This window comes from Anaerosphaera multitolerans, assembly GCF_004006535.1.
Taxonomy (GTDB): domain Bacteria; phylum Bacillota; class Clostridia; order Tissierellales; family Peptoniphilaceae; genus Anaerosphaera; species Anaerosphaera multitolerans.
Genome location: NZ_RLIH01000006.1, coordinates 1 through 20,509, shown reverse-complemented (window position 1 = coordinate 20,509; position 20,509 = coordinate 1). Strand labels below are relative to the sequence as shown.

The 20,509-nt window shown below is 32.1% G+C and carries 17 protein-coding genes; 14 read left to right on the top strand and 3 right to left on the bottom strand.

The annotated features are described in order from the left end of the window. Window positions 1–10: 10 nt before the first annotated feature. The 5 genes from EF514_RS05340 to EF514_RS05320 all read left to right on the top strand — a co-directional run bounded on the left by EF514_RS05340 (window position 11) and on the right by EF514_RS05320 (window position 8,024). Entirely contained in the window at window positions 11–547 is a 537-nt protein-coding gene (locus EF514_RS05340; protein WP_127724405.1) for a cell division protein ZapA, read from the top strand. Then, window positions 547–2,910 (top strand): U32 family peptidase, encoded by a 2,364-nt coding sequence (locus EF514_RS05335; RefSeq protein ID WP_127724404.1) that lies wholly within the window; start codon window positions 547–549, stop codon window positions 2,908–2,910. The genes EF514_RS05340 and EF514_RS05335 overlap by 1 nt, the downstream gene beginning before the upstream one ends. Beyond that, window positions 2,903–5,278 carry an endonuclease MutS2 gene (locus EF514_RS05330; RefSeq protein ID WP_127724403.1) on the top strand — a complete coding sequence of 792 codons (2,376 nt, stop codon included), beginning with the start codon at window positions 2,903–2,905 and terminating at the stop codon, window positions 5,276–5,278. The genes EF514_RS05335 and EF514_RS05330 overlap by 8 nt, the downstream gene beginning before the upstream one ends. 48 nt (window positions 5,279–5,326) lie before the next feature. Further along, on the top strand, window positions 5,327–7,036 hold the full coding sequence (gene argS / locus EF514_RS05325) for an arginine--tRNA ligase (protein WP_127724402.1): 1,710 nt from the start codon (window positions 5,327–5,329) through the stop codon (window positions 7,034–7,036). A 103-nt stretch (window positions 7,037–7,139) separates the two neighbouring features. Beyond that, a complete protein-coding gene (locus EF514_RS05320; protein WP_127724401.1) occupies window positions 7,140–8,024 on the top strand; it encodes a DMT family transporter in 885 nt (294 codons plus the stop codon). A gap of 369 nt (window positions 8,025–8,393) precedes the next feature. On the opposite strand, the gene EF514_RS05315 is transcribed toward EF514_RS05320, so the two are convergent. After that, window positions 8,394–9,275, bottom strand: coding sequence for a hypothetical protein (locus EF514_RS05315; protein ID WP_127724400.1), 882 nt, complete (start codon window positions 9,273–9,275; stop codon window positions 8,394–8,396). Next, on the bottom strand, window positions 9,265–9,810 hold the full coding sequence (locus tag EF514_RS05310) for an RNA polymerase sigma factor (protein WP_127724399.1): 546 nt from the start codon (window positions 9,808–9,810) through the stop codon (window positions 9,265–9,267). Before EF514_RS05310 ends, EF514_RS05315 begins: the two co-directional genes overlap by 11 nt. Window positions 9,811–10,057: 247 nt before the next feature. Between EF514_RS05310 and EF514_RS05305 the strand changes: the two genes are divergently transcribed. The 5 genes from EF514_RS05305 to EF514_RS05285 all read left to right on the top strand — a co-directional run bounded on the left by EF514_RS05305 (window position 10,058) and on the right by EF514_RS05285 (window position 14,654). Then, entirely contained in the window at window positions 10,058–11,227 is a 1,170-nt protein-coding gene (locus tag EF514_RS05305; protein ID WP_127724398.1) for an ABC transporter substrate-binding protein, read from the top strand. A 71-nt stretch (window positions 11,228–11,298) separates the two neighbouring features. Continuing rightward, window positions 11,299–12,186: a branched-chain amino acid ABC transporter permease gene (locus EF514_RS05300; RefSeq protein ID WP_127724397.1), complete on the top strand. Its 888-nt coding sequence runs from the start codon at window positions 11,299–11,301 to the stop codon at window positions 12,184–12,186. 8 nt (window positions 12,187–12,194) lie between these two features. Then, the gene (locus EF514_RS05295) at window positions 12,195–13,175 is read left to right on the top strand and encodes a branched-chain amino acid ABC transporter permease (protein ID WP_127724396.1); all 981 of its coding nucleotides are present in this window, start codon (window positions 12,195–12,197) and stop codon (window positions 13,173–13,175) included. Further along, window positions 13,172–13,945 (top strand): ABC transporter ATP-binding protein, encoded by a 774-nt coding sequence (locus EF514_RS05290; RefSeq protein WP_127724395.1) that lies wholly within the window; start codon window positions 13,172–13,174, stop codon window positions 13,943–13,945. The genes EF514_RS05295 and EF514_RS05290 overlap by 4 nt, the downstream gene beginning before the upstream one ends. 1 nt (window position 13,946) lies before the next feature. Then, entirely contained in the window at window positions 13,947–14,654 is a 708-nt protein-coding gene (locus EF514_RS05285) for an ABC transporter ATP-binding protein (RefSeq protein ID WP_127724394.1), read from the top strand. Window positions 14,655–14,693: 39 nt separating this feature from the next. On the opposite strand, the gene EF514_RS05280 is transcribed toward EF514_RS05285, so the two are convergent. After that, a complete protein-coding gene (locus EF514_RS05280; RefSeq protein ID WP_127724393.1) occupies window positions 14,694–16,925 on the bottom strand; it encodes a stalk domain-containing protein in 2,232 nt (743 codons plus the stop codon). A gap of 126 nt (window positions 16,926–17,051) precedes the next feature. Between EF514_RS05280 and EF514_RS05275 the strand changes: the two genes are divergently transcribed. The 4 genes from EF514_RS05275 (at window position 17,052) to EF514_RS05265 (ending at window position 20,320) form a co-directional block, all read left to right on the top strand. Then, window positions 17,052–17,822: a hypothetical protein gene (locus EF514_RS05275; RefSeq protein ID WP_127724392.1), complete on the top strand. Its 771-nt coding sequence runs from the start codon at window positions 17,052–17,054 to the stop codon at window positions 17,820–17,822. A 150-nt stretch (window positions 17,823–17,972) separates the two neighbouring features. Continuing rightward, window positions 17,973–18,515 (top strand): M20/M25/M40 family metallo-hydrolase, encoded by a 543-nt coding sequence (locus EF514_RS10880; RefSeq protein ID WP_205666375.1) that lies wholly within the window; start codon window positions 17,973–17,975, stop codon window positions 18,513–18,515. Beyond that, window positions 18,484–19,203 carry a hydantoinase/carbamoylase family amidase gene (locus EF514_RS10875; protein ID WP_205666374.1) on the top strand — a complete coding sequence of 240 codons (720 nt, stop codon included), beginning with the start codon at window positions 18,484–18,486 and terminating at the stop codon, window positions 19,201–19,203. The genes EF514_RS10880 and EF514_RS10875 overlap by 32 nt, the downstream gene beginning before the upstream one ends. Before the next feature lie 19 nt (window positions 19,204–19,222). Further along, window positions 19,223–20,320 (top strand): tetratricopeptide repeat protein, encoded by a 1,098-nt coding sequence (locus EF514_RS05265; RefSeq protein WP_127724391.1) that lies wholly within the window; start codon window positions 19,223–19,225, stop codon window positions 20,318–20,320. Window positions 20,321–20,509 lie beyond the last annotated feature (189 nt).

The following is a 20,509-nucleotide window of genomic DNA, read 5'->3' as shown; positions in this document are numbered from 1 at the left end:
GGGGATTATTGTGGCAACGGATAAAAAAGTAAAAGTTCAAATTAATGATATGAATTTTTATGTAGTTGGTGATGAAGATGCTAATTATATAAAAAGTCTGGCGAAGTCGCTAAATGATAGAATAAAGAAAGTTCAAAAGTCCAATTATAAATTAAATCAAACTCAATGCTTGGTTTTAACGGCTTTAAACATACTTGATGAAAAAGAAAAGTTTAAAAGCGAACAGAATAAAGTACAAAAGTTAGATAAAAACGGCGAGCTTTATAGGGACAGTCTTAAAACTATTGATGAATTAAAGAAGTTCCAAAAGACACTTATAGATGACAAAGAAAAAAGTGATAAACTAATTTCCAAATATAGAGATGAAGTAAGAGACTTGGAAGCTGAAAATAAAGAATTGAGATTGGAAAAAATCAGCAGAGATAAAGAATTTATTGAGCTACAAGCTGAAATTGAGAATCTTAAAAAGGACAAAAAAACTTTAGAAGAACAAATTTATGATGCTCAAAAGAGAATAATAGATTTAAGTAGGGAAATTGAAAACTAATGAATGAAAATAGTTATGAAATACTTGCTCCGGCAGGTGATTTTGAATCTTTAAAAGCGGGGATAACAGCAGGTTGCAATGCTGTTTATCTTGGCGGGAAAAATTTCGGCGCAAGGGCAAAGGCAAAAAATTTTTCCGATGAGGATTTAAAAAGGGCTGTAGATTTTGCGCACTTAAGAAAAGTGAAAATATACGTTACAATGAATATTTTATTAGAAGATAGTGAAGTAAAAGAGGCTATTGATTTTACAAACTATTTGTATGAAATAGGAGTAGACGGTATAATCGTTCAGGATTTAGGTTTCGGAATTTTAGCTAAAAGTATTTTTAAGAATTTTGATATTCACGCAAGTACTCAAATGGCAATTAATAATTTTTACGGAGCAAAAGCAGTTGAAAATTTAGGCTTTAACAGAGTTGTACTTGCAAGGGAAACGGAACTGGATGAAATTAATAAAATAAAAGAGAATACGAATATTGAAATAGAGGGCTTTGTTCACGGAGCCCTTTGTGTTTGTTTTTCAGGGGAATGTCTTATGAGCTCCATGATAGGGGGCAGATCGGGCAATAGAGGAGAATGTGCCCAACCTTGTAGAAAGGAATATGGTATTTTAAATTTAAAGAAAGACCTTATCTCTGAAGAAAAATATATTCTATCTCCCAAGGATTTAAACACTCTTTTAACTGTAGATGATTATGTAAAAAGAGGAGTTTACTCTCTTAAAATAGAGGGTAGAATGAAAAAACCTCAATACGTATATCAAATTGTATCCAGTTATAAAAAGGCTTTGGAAGAAAATTTAAACAAGGTTGATTTGGAAAATACAGAACAAATATTTAATAGAGGATTTACTAAGGGGCTTTTTAATGGAGACTTTGGCAGAGCCTTTATATCCTATGACCGACCGGACAACAGAGGGATTTTAGTAGGAGAAGTTTTAAAAAAAGTTAAAGACGGATATATTTTAAACTTTACTTATCCCATAGAAGGAGGCGACGGACTTGAAATTTTCAGCAAGGAAAAAAGCTTCGGATTTAATTCCAACTTTAACACAGAAGGTAAGTATATTTTTAAAACCAATAAAAATCTTGCAGTTGGTTCTAGAATTTATAAAACCTATTCTAAAGAGTTATCGGATAATATAGAAAGAGATTTAAACAGTGAGCCTAAATATAGAACCATAGATATAAAGGGAAATTTTAAACTAGGTGAGAAACCTAATATAAGAGTTAGCTCTGAAGATATAGAGGTGGAAGTATTTTCTAATGCTATTGTCGAAGAAGCTAAAAAAGCTCCATTAACTGAGGAGAAAATAAAAGAAAATCTTTCTAAACTGGGAGATAGTGTCTATAAGTTAAATAGTATTGAAATTAATAGTGATGACAATATATTTTTACCGATTTCAATATTAAACAGTTTAAGAAGAGAAGCTATTGAAAAGTTAAATAATATTTTTATTTCCGTAGATAGGGAAACTATTACAATTAATGATTCTGATTTTAATATAAATAGAGAACCTGGAGAAAAAGAAGTGGGTATAAGAGTTGAAATATATAATTTAAGTTCTTTGAAAGAGCTGGAAACATCAAAGGTAAAGGGAATTTATATTCCTATTAAGGTTTTTACAGCGGAAATAACAGATTATCTAAGAGCTAATGATTTAAAAGTAAGTGTAGTTTTAAGAAAATTTCAAAATTCAACTGAATTAGAAGAAGATTTTAATTTTATTAATAACCACTTAGATATAATAGATGAAATTCTTATAAATAATATAGGGCAAGTAGAAAAATTTAAAAATTTAAAAATCAGAAAAGTTGCAGATATAGGTTTAAATATTTTTAATTCATTCAGTGTGAAATTCCTTTTAGAACAGAATTTTAATAGAATTATCCTATCACCTGAGGTTAATAGCTCTCAAATTAGGACCATAGCAAAAAATTACGGAGATGTAATTGAGGTTTTAGCTCATGGTTTGGTACCGGTAATGACTATGAAGCACTGTCCTGCATCAATAGTTAAAAATTGTAGTAGTGATGTTGATTGCCGAAATTGTAACTTTGAAAAGGGATTTTATATTAGAGATAAAAGGAATGTGGACTTTTTAGTAGAAAGATATAATGGAGTTTCGGAAATTTTTAACCCCTATCCCATAGTATTAATAGACAAACTGCAAAAACTTAAAAATTATGGAGTTTCAAGTTTTAAATTAAATCTTAGAGAGGATATAAACTTTACCAGCTCATTATATAAAGAGGCAATAGAAAGAAAAGATGTGGACAGCTCACAACTTAAAGAAATGTTAATAAAAAAATATGAAAATATAACCTATGGTCATTATAATAGGGGGATTTTAAATGGATAATTTAGTTGAAAAATCCAAGCGAGTACTTGAGTTTGATAAGATTTTAGACAGATTAAATTCTATTATCGTATCGGATTTAGGTAGAGCTAAAGCTTCTGAGGAATTACTTTCCACTGATATAAATGAAATTAATCGAAGGCTTGATGAAACTTCAGAAGCTTCAAGTATAATTATAAAAAAAGGAGAACCACCACTTTTTGGCATATACCCAATGAGGGATTATATGAGAAGAGTTAAAATAGGTGGCAGTTTAAGTCCTGGAGCACTTATAAAAATTTCGGATTTTTTAAGAGTTTCAAGGTACTTAAAAAAATATTTTAATTTTGAAGAGGGAGCGGAGAATTTCCCCTTGCTTGAGCAACTTGCTACAAGCTTAAATACTTTTAAAAGTGTTGAAGATGAGATAAATAACGCTATTATCTCAGAAAATGAAATTTCGGACAACGCATCTTCAAAGTTGGCTTCAATAAGAAGACAGATATTGAAAAAGAAAGATGCAATAAGAGATAAATTAAACTCCATAGTAACAAGTGACTCTGAAAGACAGTATTTACAGGACTCCATAGTAACTATAAGAGAGGGAAGGTACGTAGTTCCCGTAAAGCAGGAAAACAAATCCAAAGTAAAGGGTTTGGTCCATGACGTAAGTTCAAGTGGACAAACAGTTTATGTAGAGCCTATGGCAGTTGTTAATTTAAATAATGAGTTAAAGACTTTGCAGGCGGAAGAAAGAGATGAAATTGAAAAAATTCTTTTGAGATTATCTGAATTAGTGGCAGATATAGGATATCAAGTGGAAGCAAATGAAGAAATATTAAAAGAGTTGGATTTTATATTTGCAAAGGGGAAACTTTCCATTGAGTTAAAGGGAAACAGACCTATATTAAATGACAGATGTTATATAAACTTAAAAGAGGCAAGACATCCTCTTTTAAATGTGGAAAAAGTAGTTCCCATAGATATTTACCTAGGGGATGAATTTACTTCTTTAATAGTTACCGGTCCCAATACTGGCGGAAAGACTGTTACTTTAAAAACTTTAGGACTTTTGACTTTAATGGTTCAATACGGCTTGCACATTCCTGCACAGGAAAGTTCTGAAATGGGAATTTTTGAGGAAGTACTTGCGGATATAGGCGATGAACAAAGTATTGAGCAGTCGCTTTCAACTTTTTCCTCCCATATGGTAAATATTGTTGAAATATTAAAAAGGGCAAATGAAAAGTCCCTAGTGCTTTTTGATGAACTTGGAGCGGGAACGGATCCTACTGAAGGTGCGGCATTGGCAAGAGCTATTATGGACTATATGCTGCAAAGAAAAATAAGGACGGTTTCTACAACTCACTATAACCAACTTAAAATATATGCTTTAACTGTAGATGGAGTTGCCAATGCGTCAATGGAATTTAATGTAGATACACTATCTCCTACCTACAAACTTCTAATAGGGGTTCCGGGAAAATCAAATGCCTTTGAAATTTCCAAAAGACTTGGGCTATCTGATGAAATTATTGACTACGCAAGAGATTTAATAAGTGAAGATAATATTGAATTTGAAAATGTACTACAGTCCATAGAAGAGGACAGAAGTAAAATAGAGGAACATAAATTAAGAGCTGAGCAAAGTCAAATGGAGCTTGAGTTAAAAAATGAAGAGCTTAAGAAAGAAATTGAAAAAGTTAAAGCTCAAAGGGATAAAGTTCTTAGAGATGCAAAACAGGAAGCTAAAAAAATGTTAAATCAAGTAAGAGGGGAAATTGATTTAATAATTGAAGAGATAAATGAAATTAAAGCTGAGTTAACTACGGAACAGGCAAGAAGATTGCAACAGGCACAGGATCTATTTAGAGATAATATTAAAAAGGTTTCTGATGATGGATATGAAATTAAATTAGAAAAGGCTAAAAAACCCGTTAAAGATTTAAAGATCGGAGACAGCGTAAAATCCGTTTCGCTAAATGTGGAGGGAGTTGTATTGGAACTGCCTGATAATGACGATAATGTTCTGGTTCAAATGGGTATGATGAAAATGAAACTTCCGAAGAATACCCTTGTCTACTCAGATAAAAGTGAAGAGAAAAGCAAAAGTAAGGTAAAGCGAATTATTGATACAAAATCCAGATTTATAAAATCGGAAATAGATGTAAGAGGTAAAAATTTTGATGAAGCTAAAGTAATAGTGGATAAATATGTTGATGATGCATACCTTTCGGGAATAAAAAGTGTTAGAATAATTCATGGTAAGGGTACGGGCGTTTTAAGGGATAAATTGCAACAGGATTTAAGGAAAAATAAAAATGTAAAGTCCGTTAAAGATGCCAACTACAATGAGGGCGGAATGGGCGTCAGCATTGTGGAATTAAAATAAGTGATGTATAATAAATTTTATTAAATTATAACGAGAAAAGGAGAAACTATGATTGATTTTAAAGAGGAAATTGTAAAGCTCTTAGCAAATAAAATTGAAAATCTTACAGAGGAAGAAATTAGAAATTCCATAGAGACACCTCCAAATTATGAAATGGGAGATTATGCATTTCCGGTTTTTTCATTGGCTAAGGTTTACAGAAAGAATCCTGCAATAATAGCCGCTGAAATAGCGGAGTCTATAGAAAGTGAATATTTTGAAAAGGTTGAGTCGCAATCCGCCTATATTAATTTTTTTGTAAATAAGGAAAAACTTTCAAGTGAAGTTTTAAATGAAGCTCATAATAGGCAGGGAAATTTTGGGAAAGTTAATATAGGAGAGGGGAGAAATGTAATTGTGGAATATTCCTCTCCAAACATTGCCAAACCTTTCCATATAGGACATATTAGAACCACTATTATTGGAGATGCAATAAAACGAATTTACGATTTCTTAGGCTATAATACAATTTCTATAAATCATCTTGGTGACTACGGTACACAATTTGGACTTTTAATTGTGGCTATAAGGAAGTGGGGAGATATTAAAGTAATTGAAGAAAATCCTATTTCCGAACTTCTGAAATTATATGTTAAAATAAACGCTGAAATGGAAGAAGATCCTACTTTGCTTGAAGATTCAAGAAAGGCTTTTACTGCATTGGAAAATGGAGGAAAAGAAGAAACCGAGCTTTGGCAGTGGATTAGAGACGTATCTCTAAAGGAGTTTAATAAAGTTTATGATATGCTTGATATTCATTATGATTCCTATGCAGGTGAGAGCTTTTATTCGGATAAAATGCCTGCAATAGTAGAACGCTTAAAGAGCAGCGGAGCACTTACGGAATCAGAGGGGGCACAAATTGTAGATTTGGAAAAATATGATTTACCTCCATCATTAATTATAAAATCTGATGGCTCTACAATTTATATTACGCGAGATTTAGCAGCTGCTAAGTATAGACATGACACTTATAAACCCTATAAGAATATCTATGTAGTAGGTTCTCAACAGATACTTCACTTTAAACAGCTTAAAGCTGTTTTAAAAGAAATGGGTTATGACTGGGCAGATGAAATTGTACACGTTGCCTTTGGTATGGTATCTCTTGAAGATGGTACACTTTCTACAAGAAAGGGAAGAGTTGTATATCTTGAGGATGTATTAAATAAAGCAAAGGAAAAAGTTGAAGAGATTTTAACTGCTAGAGAGGAAGATAAGGGAATAAAAATTGAAAATAAGGAGGAGCTATCAGCCCAAGTAGGTATTGGAGCTGTTAAATTCCAAGAACTTTTTAATCAAAGGATTAAAGATTATGTCTTTGATTGGGAAAAGACGCTTTCCTTTGAAGGGGAAACCGGACCCTATGTTCAATACGTTCATGCCAGAATTTCCTCTCTGCTGGAAAAAGGAAATTTCAGCCTTAATAATAAGTATGATCCTTCTCTTTTAACTAAAGAGGAAGAAATTAATATACTAAGATTGCTTTATAAATTTACTGATATAGTAATTGATGCTCATGAAAAATATGAGCCTTACTTTGTAACTAGGTATACTGTTGAGTTGGCTAAAGAATTTAACAAGTATTACAATTCAACTCAAATTTTAATAGAGGATGAGCTTCTTAAAAACACTAGACTTATGCTTTGTTATGCTGTTAAGACAGTAATTAAAGAAGGACTTAACTTAATTGGAGTAGAAGCTCCTGAAAAAATGTAAGTAATTTGAATTTTTTAAAGTACCAGCTATGTTATTATATTAAGATAGACGGTACTTATTTTTATTTATTATAATTTTATATAATTAAAGAAATGGGGTTTAAATGAGAAACTTAAAATCTGGATATTTATATGCAATTATTTCGGCAGTTATCTTTGGCTTGATGCCGTTGATGACTAAAAAAGTCTATGGAATAGGAATGAATGCAATTGATGCAGTTTTTTACAGAAATGCTATGTCTATTGCAATACTTTGGTTTATGGCAAAGTATGTTTATAAAGAAAATTTATTAATTACGAAAGATGAATTTCTAAAGCTATTAATCTTATCTCTTGGCTATGTTTTCACTCCGATTTTATTGTATTATTCTTATAATTACATATCTTCTGGAGCTGCAACGACTATACATTTTTCTTATCCCATTTTAATTTTTTTAGCATCGGTTTTAATATATAAAGAAAAAGCAAAAAGTGGAGAAAAAACATGCATTATATTTGCTATGCTTGGAATAACAATGTTAATGGACTTTAGAGAAGTTAACAATATATTTGGCATTATATTATCTTTCGGATCGGGATTAACTTATGCTCTATATTCCATTTGGTTAGAAAAAAGTGGGTTGGGAAGCATGAATGTAATTAAATTAAGTTTTTATTTAATATTATTTAGTAGTATAATGGCCTACGTTGTTTCCTTGCCTTCAGGAGGAATAAATTTTAATATTTCTTCAGCTAAAAACCTATTAATCCTAATACTCTATTCGGCTGTATTAAGTGTGGGGGCTGCGAATTTTTATCAAAGGGCAATTCTTTCAATAAGTGCAAAGCAGGCTTCAATATTAAGTGCTTTTGAACCTGTAACTAGTTTAATAGTGGGAGTCTTTATCCTACATGAAAAATTAAGTGGCTTAAATATTATTGCTATAATATTAATATGTGCATCTACTATTATATTGGTATTAAGTCCAAATAAAAGTAAAACAAAGTAAATTTATTGGAGGATTAAAACTTAAACATAAAAGTTTAATGCCTAGCTTATACTAAAATTATTTTTTGATGGTATAGAAAGTAATATATGAGAATAAAAAAATAATTTTTCACCTAAGTTTTAATCATAGGAGAAATACAATAGTAATAAATCATTACAAATAGAAGTTTTAATTTATTGTAAAGTTTTGTTGAACTTGTAAGTTAAAAAAATTCTTTAACTTAATAGTTAAAAAAACTACATTTATCTTTGTAGTTAAAGTAGTAACTAAAAATCTTTAATTAGAAGAGGTGCTCTATAAAATATAAAGTCAATATAGAAAACCACTTTGATTGATTTAAAGTGGTTTTTCTATATTTTTCAATATTATTTAATTAGCTTCATAGGGAACAAAGCCCTTATAAATATTTATTAATTCTTCAGGAGTAGCTCTCACTGTTTTCCCATCTTTTTCAATACTGAAAGTAACTATTACTCCATCTTTTTCAAAGGTAAGGGTAGTTTCCATTATCTGTAGTTTAACTCCTTCAATTTCTTTCTCTATTATCTTTTGGTCAAAGGATCCATAGATAATAGTTTCAGGTATAGCTTTCTTTTCTGTAATTGAGATATCCTTGTCGCCCATTTGATATTTAATAAATAGGTAATCAGATTTATCGAATTCATCAATATTATTTCCAATGACGTATTCAAAATCATAATCGTCTTTTAAAATAAAAGGATTAAAGGTGAGCTTTGGCAATGCCTCTTCTAAAGTTATTTTTTTTATTTTTGCTTCTCGTTCAGCAGCAGTAAAAACTTCTCCTTTTTCCTTATCATAGTCTACAATGGGTTCGCCTTTTATATTGTAAAGAGTAGAATCTTTACCTTCATTCCATATAAATAGCTTTTCATGCCAATCATTTCCTGTAATTAAATGAATTTTTTTGCCATCTTCATCAAAAACCTTTCCTGCTAAATTTAAAAATTTCGGTATGGGCATCGGTATTTTATGACGAAGTGAATACTTGTCTTCGTGGGATTCTATGTGTTCTCCCGATGGCAGATCTGAAGATGTGACGTAGTTATAAACATCTCTTGCAATTCCTGAGGTAGTAAGGATTAGAAGTAGTATACAAGTAACTACTAGAGGTTTGAATTTCATTTTCTTTTTATCTTTGTGCTGGACGGTATTATTATATATTTTATTTTTGCTTTCTTCGCCATTGTCTACAAGGTCATAGAGCAATTTATCTAAATCTTTATTTATCATAATATTCCTCCATATTACTTTTTATCTTCTTTAAACTGCGATGGAGCAGAACTCCCACATGATTCGGTTTAAGTTTCATAATTCCTGCTATTTCATCGTAACTAAGTTCCGCACCATAGCGTAAAGAAATTAAATTCTGTTCTCTTTTTGGAAGGTTGTGAATAATTTTTCTAAGATATTTATATTCATCTAGACGTTCAAAGTTTTCCTCCATAGAAAAATCATCTTCAGGTTCTTTATTAAGCGCTCCTAAGGACAGAATATTTCTAATGGAATTTTTTCTATGGTAGTCTTTAATTGTATTACCTGCAATAGTAAATATCCATTGGGAGTAAGAACCGCTATTGGAATTATAGCTGTTAAAATTTTTATATATTTTAAGGAAAATTTGTGACACTAAATCTTCAACGTCACTTTTGTTATAGATTCTATATCCAACGTATCGATAGACTTTAGTATAGAACTTTTCATAGATTTCATCGAAGCTCAAAGTATCAATTACCTCCCTGTAGTAATCTGTAGTTACATTTTCCATTGCAACCTCCTTATTATATTGTATTAAATTAACTATGCACAGTATAATTAATATTTATTTGCCTTTCTAATAAGTACTACGTTTGAAATTGAAAAAAATTACAGGAAATTAAAATATTATGTCATACTATTTAATTTCTTATATTTCAGTTAGTAACTTATTTTAAAAATAATTTGTTTTTTATCCTTTGATAAGCTAAATATAAATGATATAATGGAAAAAATCTTAATATGTGGGAGGAAACTAAATGAAGAAAAAATTATTAGTGGCAATTTTGTCAATGACAATGTTGTTAACAGCTTGTGGCGGTAATGGCAATAACGGTAATGCGGCAAATGGCGGAGATACAGCTGAAGCAGAGGTTATAAAACTTGGAGGTATTATTCCTAAAACCGGAGCAGCTGCTGTTTATGGAAATACTACTGAAAACGGAATAAAACTTGCTATTGATGAGATCAATGCAAATGGAGGTATTGGTGGAAAGCAAGTTGAATATACTTCTGAAGATGACAAGGCCGATCCGACAGAATCTGTTACTATTTACACAAAATTAGTGGAACAAGGAGTTCATGGAATTATAGGAGGAATAACTTCTAAACCTACAGTTGCTGTTGCAGAAAATTCTGTAGATGATTTTACTCCAATAATTACTCCAACAGGTACTATGGAATCTATAACTGAAGGAAAGGACAATGTATTTAGAACTTGTTTTACAGACCCGTTACAGGGACAAATACTAGCTAACTTTTCAGCTGACAAGTTGCAAGCTAAAAAAGCTGCTGTTTTAAGAAATAATAACGATGATTATTCAAACGGAGTAGCAGATGCTTTTAAAGTTCAAGCTGAGGCTAAGGGAATTGAAATTGTAGCAGACGAAGGCTACAGTGAAGATGATGTGGACTTTAAAGTTCAACTTACAAAGATTAAAGAAAAAGAACCTGATGTATTGTTAATTCCTGAGTACTATGAAAAAGACGTAACTATTTTAACACAGGCGAAGGAACTTGAAATAGATGCGACTATAGTTGGACCGGACGGTTGGGATGGTGTTTTAGCCATAGCAGTTGATGGAACGGAATCATCTTTTGACGGCGTTTACTTTACAAATCACTATTCAGTAAAAGATGATGCTGAAAAAGTTCAAAACTTTGTAAAAGCTTATGAAGAAAAATACAATGAAGCTCCATCTGCTTTTGCGGCACTTGGATACGATACAGTTTATATCTATAAAGAAGCTATTGAATCAGCAAAGTCACTTTCAAATGAAGATATAGTTGAAGCCATTAAGGCTGTGGAAATTGAAGGAGTAACCGGTTCAATAAAATTCGGTGAAAACAACAACCCTGTAAAAACTGCAACTATTATAAAAATAGCTGATGGAGAATATACTTTTGACTCAGTAGTTTCACCGGAATAGAAGATAAGCATATGTAATAAGCGGCAAAAGCCTTTTTTTGCCGCTTTTATGATTAGAGAAAGGAGACCAAAGTGGGTTTAATACTACAGATTATCAATGGATTGCAACTGGGTTCCATATATGCTCTTGTGGCTTTGGGATATACCATGGTATATGGAATAGCACTTTTAATTAACTTTGCTCACGGCGAAATTATAATGATTGGCGCCTATACTACAGTTTTGGCAATTCAATATGCACTTTTAAATATGGGACTTCCTTTTTATCTTGCAATAATACCTTCAATAATAGTATGTACAATTTTTGGTGTATTAATTGAAAGATTGGCCTATAAGCCTTTAAGGAACAGCCCGCGAATTGCCAATTTAATAACTGCAATTGGAGTGAGCTTACTTTTACAAAATTCCGTAATGAAAATTTTTGGGGCTACGGCAAAACCGGTACCGCCAATTTTTGAAGGAACAGCAATTAGTACGGCAAACTTTACTATTTCTAAGACCAGCCTTTACACCATATTGATAACTCTTATTTTAACTGTTTTATTGCAATTATTTATGAAGAAAACCAAGTATGGAAAAGCTATGGTGGCTACTAGTGAAGATTATGCTGCTGCGGAATTAGTGGGAATTAACGTAGACAATACTTTGACAATGACTTTTGCTATAGGTTCGGCTCTTGCAGGTGTTGCAGCAGTGCTATATGTTTCGGCATATCCCCAAGTAGATCCCTTTATGGGTTCAACACTGGGAATAAAAGCTTTTACTGCGGCAGTTGTAGGAGGAATAGGATTAATCCCGGGAGCGGTTTTAGGCGGTTTAATACTTGGAATTATAGAGGCTCTAACTAAGGCCTATATTTCCAGCAAACTTACCAACGCCATTGTATTTGGACTTTTAATAGTAGTTCTTTTAGTAAAGCCTACAGGTTTACTTGGAAAGAATTTAAAGGAAAAGGTATAGGTGATATTATGACGAGACAGAAAAAAGGAATATATACTTTAATCTTAATATTACTGGTACTTTTCTATGTACTTGTATTTGCCTTTAATAAACTGGGAATAATAAATAGCTATGGAATTTCAATTATAAGACTTGTATGTATAAATATAGTCCTTGCAGTTAGTTTAAATATAACTGTGGGAAACTTGGGACAGATTACCTTAGGTCATGCAGGGTTTATGTCCATTGGAGCGTACACAGCTGCTCTGTTTGCAAAGACTGGAGTTATTCCGGGAATTCCGGGATATGTTGTGGGATTGTTATTGGCAGGTTTATTTGCCTGTTTAGTAGGAGTTTTAATAGGAATACCTACCCTTAGATTAAAAGGGGATTATCTTGCCATTGTAACATTGGCTTTTGGAGAGATTATAAGAGTATTAATTGAATATTTTGACTTTACTGGAGGAGCCCAAGGTATAGCGGGAATACCTAGAGTTCAGAATTTCGGTATTTTATTTGCAGTTATGTGTATTTCTGTGGCACTTATGTTTTCAATTATGACTTCGCGTCATGGTCGAGCAGTACTTGCCATTCGTGAAAATGAAATTGCAGCACAAAGCTCCGGGATAAATGTAACTTACTATAAGACTTTTGCCTTTGCACTTTCGGCTTTTTTTGCAGGAGTCGCCGGTGCAATGTATGCGCATAACGTAGGTTTTATAGGGGCGAAGGACTTTGGCTACAATAAATCCTTTGATATTTTGGTAATGGTAGTTCTTGGAGGTATGGGTTCTTTTACGGGAGCTGTATTTTCATCTACTGTTTTAACTATTATACCGGAGATGTTGAGAAAGTTTGCCGAGTATAGAATGATTGTGTATTCATTGGTATTAATATTAATGATGATTTTTAGACCGGAGGGATTACTGGGAAGAAAGGAATTTTCTATTACAGGTTTGGTTAACAGCATAGTTAATAGATCCCAGAAAAAGAGAGGTGAAAAATCATGAGCGATACGGTTTTAACTTGCGAGAATGTGGGAATAAGATTTGGCGGATTGCAGGCGGTTAAAGATTTAAATTTGAAAATTAATAAGGGAGAATTGCTTGGACTTATAGGACCAAACGGTGCAGGAAAGACAACTGTATTTAACATGATTACAGGAGTATATGCACCTACTGAAGGCGATATAATTTTAAATGGGGAGAAGATCAACGGATTTAAACCTCACAAAATAGTGGAGTCGGGAATTGCAAGAACTTTTCAAAATATTAGGTTATTCGGATATCTTTCCGTTTTAGACAATGTAAAAATTGCAATGAATAAGGATATGAAATATTCCATTTTAAATGGTATGTTTAGGACTAAGGGATATTGGAAGGAAGAGTTTGAGGTAAACTCAAAGGCAATGGAAATTTTAAAACTCTTTGACTTGGATAATTACAAACAATACTCCGCGAATACCCTTCCCTATGGACAACAAAGGAAGCTCGAAATAGCAAGAGCCATGGCAACAAATCCGTCGCTACTGCTATTAGATGAACCTGCGGCGGGAATGAATCCTACAGAAACTGAAGAGTTAATGAATACAATAAAATTTATAAGGGATAAATTTGGGATTACCATACTTTTAATTGAACACGATATGAAACTTGTACTGGGAATATGTGAAAGATTAATGGTTTTAAACTATGGCCAAGTACTGGCAGAGGGAGATCCCATAGAAGTTATAAACGACGAAAAAGTAATTAATGCCTACTTGGGCTCTGGAGGTGCGTAAGATGTTAGAAGTTACAAATTTAAATGTTTATTACGATAATATCCATGCACTAAAGGGAGTAAATATAACTGTTGATGAAGGAGAAATTGTTTGTTTAATAGGAGCAAACGGTGCAGGTAAAACTACTACACTTCAAAGTATTTCAGGAATTATTCCCAAGAGAGAGGGAACAGTAATTTTTGAAGGTAAGGACATTACCAAGACGAAGGCAAATGTAATTACTAAGAATGGAATAGCTCAAGTGCCTGAGGGCAGAAGGATTTTCACAGGTCTCTCCGTACTTGACAATTTAAAATTAGGAGCCTTTACAGTTAGGGATTCCCAAGAAAATATTAATAAAGATATAGAGAAAATCTATGAAAGATTTCCGATTTTATTGGAGAGAAAGGATCAGCTTGCAGGAACTTTATCCGGAGGCGAGCAGCAAATGCTTGCTATGGGAAGAGCTATTATGAGTAGACCCAGACTTATTCTTTTAGATGAACCATCTATGGGTTTGTCTCCCTTATTTGTAGAAAAAATCTTTGATGTAATAAAGACTTTAAAGAAAGAGGGAGTAACTATTCTTTTAGTTGAACAAAATGCAAATTTGGCCCTTTCGATTTCAGATAGAGCCTATGTACTTGAAACGGGAAAAATTGTAAAGGAAGGAACTTCCATTGAGTTAATGGAGGATAAATCAGTTAAGGAAGCTTATTTAGGAGCGTAAAAAAATCGATTATCAAATAAATGATAATCGATTTTTTGTTTAATTAATTGTATTGTTTTCTTTTGAACCCTCAATTATTATATTTTGAACATCTTCAGAGTTTTCATCAACATTATTTAAATTTATCTCTAAATTTTCTTCTTCAATATTCTCTATAATAGTTTCATCAAAATCATTATTAGTTTGTAGATTTTCTTTGGCTAATTCTATAATGGTAATTCCTCTAGTAGCGGAGTTGTAATCTACTTCCATTCCCAAAGCCTCAGCTACAAACCTAACCGGGATGTAAGTTCGATTTTCCTTAATTACTGCCGGTGCATCAATTGTAACTTCATCTCCATTAACTTCAATAGTACTGCTGCCAACAGGTATTAAAATCTCATTGTTATTATAAGTTACTTTTACCACTTTATTTTCTTCATCATAATCAACTTTTCCGCCAAAGCCTTCTACTATAAATCTTACAGGAACGAAGGTACGATTGTTACTAATGTAAGGAGCTGCATCCATTTCTTTCTTTTCGTCATTTAAAGTGTAGTCTTTTTTGCCAATATTCATATTTATAATTTTAGCATTATTATCTGTAAGCGTAGTGCTACCAGTTACATCACCGGCCTTAACCGTTACTTTACCGCTTAGATTATCATTAAGAGCATTTATTAATAAGTTGCCGTTTTCATCAAAACTTCCGTCAAAACCCTCAATGCTATACTCTAAAACTTTTGGACTTAAAACAACTTTTTCTTTATTTTTTAGAGTAGCCTCGGCAGTTATATTAATAGTTTCACCTTCACTGACTCTTTGTTTATTTGCCTTTACACTTAGTGTATCAATATAGTCAAAACCTTTAACTTCAATTGGCTTTGTAGTTTTAAATCCTTGAGCAGTGGTTAAGTGTAGGTTAACGGTACCGGAATTTAAAGCTAAGAACCACTTTCCGTCCCACACGCCATCTGTTGCTTCATCAGAAGAAAAAGTATAAACGGAGTTTTCCGTATTAATAGGTTTGTAGTTTTCATCCCAAACTCCGCCAAGAGAGTATTCAGCACTTTGACCAATTACTAAAACGTCTGGCCCCTTAATTTTGGCTCCTATAGGAACTCCGGTACTTGGAGCGGTATTATAAATTCCGATTCCGCTTACTACTTTTCTTTCAGCTGCATTTCTTTCAGGATTTATAACTCTGGTTCTTTCAAATTCACCTAGGTTTTTAACGACCATAGCTGTTGAACCGCCACCGTCTAAGTTAACAGCTCTATGACAACCTATGGATTTCATAAAGTCAGCTAGGGTTTCAAGTTTAAAACCGTCACTTCGGGAAGTTCTACCTTCAGCTGAAACCAAGTACAGAGTTTTGCCGTCTTTAGAGATACCGGCTGCTGTTCTGGCTCTGCTTCCGCCAAGTACATTTACGTCCTTGGTATATGGAACAATTTCTCCGTTGTCTACTAAAAGCGCATGTCCTCCAATTAAAAATTTAAAATCTCTTTGAGGGGTAATTGCGTAATCCACTTTTATAACGTCGCCAACTTTTATATTTTGTTTTATGAAATCATAGGCAAGTCCGTCAGCTTGCAAAATCATCTTTCCATCAGGAACTGAGAAATTAAAATTTTGATTTTCACTTATTTGTTCAACAACACCATTTCCATTTACAAGGATTTCGGAATTGTTTTTATCTCCTCTTGAAGATGATGCCCAAAAGTCACTGTAAAGTTGAATTTTATTTTCATGAGAATATTCATTAGTTCCGTCATACCAATAGTAGGATTTATTAAGTCCGTCAATAGGGTATGACTTTCCGTTCTTGGCAGTTACTTTACCGCTAAATTGAATTTGTTCAATATGTGCTGTATTATCCTGGGTAATACCTAAAGAGTACAATCCTGTATAGACACATGGAGAACTTTCAAGTTTTCCGCTTACAATTGAAGGTCCTTCGGGAGCACCTTGTAATAACATATTGAAAAAGTCTCCGTTTACAAGAGCTGTGGCATCTGTTCTACTGGCCATTTCGGAAACAGTTGCCTTATTGGTATATTTTCCTCCTCCTGCAACGACTTCTATATTTAAGTATTGGTTTGTAAGGTCGCATTTTAATACGTTAACTACAGTATCATAGCCACCTCTGTTAACGGTATATTGTTCCCTTGTAACACCTTGAGAAATTATTTCAGAAAATTGAGGTTCTTCTGCAAATACACTTAAAGGTGTGCTAAGTAAACATGTAATTAAGATTAAAGCCAATATTTTTCTAATCTTATCTTTCATATAATCCTCCTAACTTTATTTATAAGTATAAGTATAATAGTTATTAAAAGATTTCTCAAATATTTATCTATAAAAGTTTAAGATATGGATATTAATTTGGTATAATAATCAAATGGAGGTATTTATATGAATTATTTAAATGATATAGGTATGGTATATAAGAAGGCTGCTATGGAAACTTTAAACCGAATTAAAAAAAATCCCATAGTTTTATTGTTGCCCTTTATATATAGTTTTATTTTTTTCTTAATAAATAATATTTTATCTAGAGTGGGATTTTATACAGGCGGATCTTTTTTAATGGGATTTATTATAGCAATAGCCTATGCCTTAATATTATCAAGTTATTTTAGCCTACTTTCCGATTTACATTTTTATAATAGGATAAGTTTTAAATATTTAAGTTCCTCATTTAAAAATTATTTTTATGCAATTTATTCAGCTTACTTTATATTGATGTTAATAAACATAGTTGGAGGTAGCTTTGGATATTCATTGTATCAGTTAGTTTTAATCGTGGTATTTGTAATATTTAATCCTCTCTCAGAAGCAATTTATGTAAGAGGAGAATCCTATACATCTGCCTATGGATATTCTTTGAATTTTATGAAGGAAAATTTTATTCATTGGTTAATACCCTTGGCTATCTACATGGTAGTATGTCAAGTTTTAGGATACAACTTTGGAAACATTATCCAAAGAAATATAATTGAAGTAACTTTGGGAATGGATGTCTATTTATCATTGAGTATACCTGTACATGTGGCAATTAGGGTACTGGCTCATACTTTTGTGATTCAGGTTATAACTGCCATATATGTAGTTTTTAGAGGAGAGCTGTTTAGGATTTTAAGTTCAAGCTCTATGAGAAAGAGACAGTACATGGGTGGTATTTAATAGTAAAATTAAACTATAATTTAAAATTTGTTAGTTAAAGGCGTATTTAATTGCTGGTTATTATATAATTTGGCACAAGGATACGTCTAAACAATTTTATTAGGCGTTAATTAAAGCTGTATATAATATAGAAGGATAAGGAGAGATACTATGAGTACTATTAATGGAAATAGATTGGTTAGTACTTTAAAGGAACTTGGTAGTAAGGGAATAGATAAAGAGGGCAGAAGGTCAAGAGTTGCCGCAAGTGATGAGGATAAAGCGGGAAGAGACTACGTAGTATCGCTAATGGAAGATATTGGACTTAGAGTTGAAGTAGATAGGATAGGAAATATTTTTGGAATTTGGGAAGATGAGGAAAACAAAGATGAAAAGGTATTAATGATTGGTTCTCATATTGATTCAGTAGTAGATGCTGGAATTTATGACGGGTGCTACGGTGTACTTTCAGGAATAGAAGTTGTTAGAACTTTAAAAGAATTAAATTATAAGCCCGGTCGTCCTATTGTAATAGGAGCATTTACCAATGAAGAAGGAATTAGGTACCAGCCTGACATGATGGGCTCTTTAGTCTATGCGGGCGGTTTAGATATTAATGAAGCTCTATCTACAATTGGAATTGACGGGACAGTACTTGGCGATGAATTAAATCGTATTGGATATGCCGGGGATAGGGGAACCCGGATTTATTGAAATAGAACACTATATAGAACTTCACGTAGAGCAAGGTCCTATTTTGGACAAGGAAGAAATTTCCATAGGTGTTGTAGAAAACCTACAGGGAATCTCATGGCAGGAGGTTACTATATTAGGTGAAGCAAACCATGCCGGTACAACGCCTACTTATCTAAGAAAAGATGCGGGACTTGTTGCTGCAAAAATCAACACATACTTAAGAGAAAGAGCAAATATAAATAAGTCCACAGTTGCTACTATTGGAACTATGGAGTTTAAGCCAAATGCTATAAACATAATACCGGCGGAGGTGAAGTTTACTATAGATTTTAGAAATCCTGACAATGAAACATTATTAGAGGAAGAAAACAAACTAAAGGAATTTTATAAAGAATTGGAAAAAACTGACGGAGTAAAAATAAAATCTCAGCAGCTAGTTAGGTTTGATCCGGTTAAGTTTGATAAAATCATTGTAAATATAATAGAAGAAGCGGTTAAAAAAAGAGGATTCACATATAAGAAAATGACTTCCGGAGCAGGACATGATGCGCAGATGATTTCCAGAATAGCTCCGACTGCAATGATTTTCGTACCAAGTATCGGAGGTATAAGTCACAATCCAAATGAAAAGACTGAGGATAAAGATATTGAAAATGGAGCGAATGTCCTTTTAGATGTATGTAAAAAATTAACGAAAAACAATTGAAAAATTTAGGTGGTATCTAATGAATTTAGAGATGGAGATACAAGAGAAGTTAAAAAATATAGTTTTTTTAGAATTGAAAAAAGACACTGAAATTGCCAATTTTAAAATAGATAGAGATTTACCTCTACCTATGAATTTAAATAATTTAGTAGAGGGAATTAGGACAAGTGAGTTTGAAGAAGAAATCAGTATAGAGAAGATAAATCAAGGAATTATCTATTTGTTGGGAATAGACGGAGAATTTAAATATAGGGAAAAGTATATTGAAATTTTAAATCACAGTATTAGAGATTTAAAAAATTACGTGATTTATTTAAGTTCAAAATCAGTTGAAAATAATGAGCTGATAGATGGTTATATTTACTTAAATGGCTTAAGTTCAATAATAGGTGAAGATAATGAAATAAAGTTTATGAAGACAAATATACTGGAGAATATATATAACCGTTATTTTAATGAAATAGAAGAAAAAGACAAGGAAAAGATGATAAATAATATAGTTAAATCCTATGAACAAATTATAAGTAAGGATGAAGAATATTATTTAGCCTACTATAGATTGGGATATATATTTAGAGATTTAAAAAAATATTTAAAATCAAAATTGTATTTTGAAAAATTTTTAAATAGTGAAAGTGATTATGAGGATTTAAAGACAGAAGTAAGAGAAGTGCTTATGGAGCTGGAGGATTATGCCAATGTAGAAATTGCTGAAACCTATATAAGCTACGGGAAGTTCCAAGATGCCTATGGTGTTTTACAAAATGTATCTGGATTATATCCGGAACAGTCGCTTCTATATTACTATTTCAGTTTAAGTCAATATAATTTGGGATTTATAAACGAAGCCTTAGAAAGTATTGATATAGCTATAAGTTTAGATGATAGGGAAGAGCAATTTTATAATCAAAAGGGAATGTGCTATATAGCTATGGACTATTCCGATGAAGCTATACAAACTTATTTAGACGGTCTATCTAAAGTTGAGGATAGTTATATCTTAAATTATAACTTGGGTATACTTTTATTGAATAAAAAAGATGATAATTATAAAAAATATTTAAAAAAAGCTTATCAACTGGAGCCTAATGAAGAACTTTTAAATTTAATAGAATAAAGATTAAAATTTTAAAAAAATGAAGTAAAAAATGATTGACATAAAAAAGTAGAAATGGTAAACTAAATTAAGTCAGCTGAGGCTGATTGCTTTATTTTAAAAGTGATAAAACTTTTAAAGTAAAATAAAAAAAGGTATTGACAACAAAGTGTAAGCATAATATAATAAATAAGCTGTTTTAAAACAGCG

Coding starts and splice junctions, on each gene's coding strand:
- EF514_RS05290 (WP_127724395.1), top strand. CDS start 13,172: ATGAGCGATACGGTTTTAACTTGCGAGAATGTGGGAATAAGATTTGGC.
- EF514_RS05315 (WP_127724400.1), bottom strand. CDS start 9,275: ATGATAAATAAAGATTTAGATAAATTGCTCTATGACCTTGTAGACAAT.
- EF514_RS10880 (WP_205666375.1), top strand. CDS start 17,973: ATGAGTACTATTAATGGAAATAGATTGGTTAGTACTTTAAAGGAACTT.
- EF514_RS05305 (WP_127724398.1), top strand. CDS start 10,058: ATGAAGAAAAAATTATTAGTGGCAATTTTGTCAATGACAATGTTGTTA.
- EF514_RS05335 (WP_127724404.1), top strand. CDS start 547: ATGAATGAAAATAGTTATGAAATACTTGCTCCGGCAGGTGATTTTGAA.
- EF514_RS05320 (WP_127724401.1), top strand. CDS start 7,140: ATGAGAAACTTAAAATCTGGATATTTATATGCAATTATTTCGGCAGTT.
- EF514_RS05310 (WP_127724399.1), bottom strand. CDS start 9,810: ATGGAAAATGTAACTACAGATTACTACAGGGAGGTAATTGATACTTTG.
- EF514_RS10875 (WP_205666374.1), top strand. CDS start 18,484: ATGCCGGGGATAGGGGAACCCGGATTTATTGAAATAGAACACTATATA.
- EF514_RS05280 (WP_127724393.1), bottom strand. CDS start 16,925: ATGAAAGATAAGATTAGAAAAATATTGGCTTTAATCTTAATTACATGT.
- EF514_RS05285 (WP_127724394.1), top strand. CDS start 13,947: ATGTTAGAAGTTACAAATTTAAATGTTTATTACGATAATATCCATGCA.
- EF514_RS05330 (WP_127724403.1), top strand. CDS start 2,903: ATGGATAATTTAGTTGAAAAATCCAAGCGAGTACTTGAGTTTGATAAG.
- EF514_RS05265 (WP_127724391.1), top strand. CDS start 19,223: ATGAATTTAGAGATGGAGATACAAGAGAAGTTAAAAAATATAGTTTTT.
- argS (WP_127724402.1), top strand. CDS start 5,327: ATGATTGATTTTAAAGAGGAAATTGTAAAGCTCTTAGCAAATAAAATT.
- EF514_RS05275 (WP_127724392.1), top strand. CDS start 17,052: ATGAATTATTTAAATGATATAGGTATGGTATATAAGAAGGCTGCTATG.
- EF514_RS05295 (WP_127724396.1), top strand. CDS start 12,195: ATGACGAGACAGAAAAAAGGAATATATACTTTAATCTTAATATTACTG.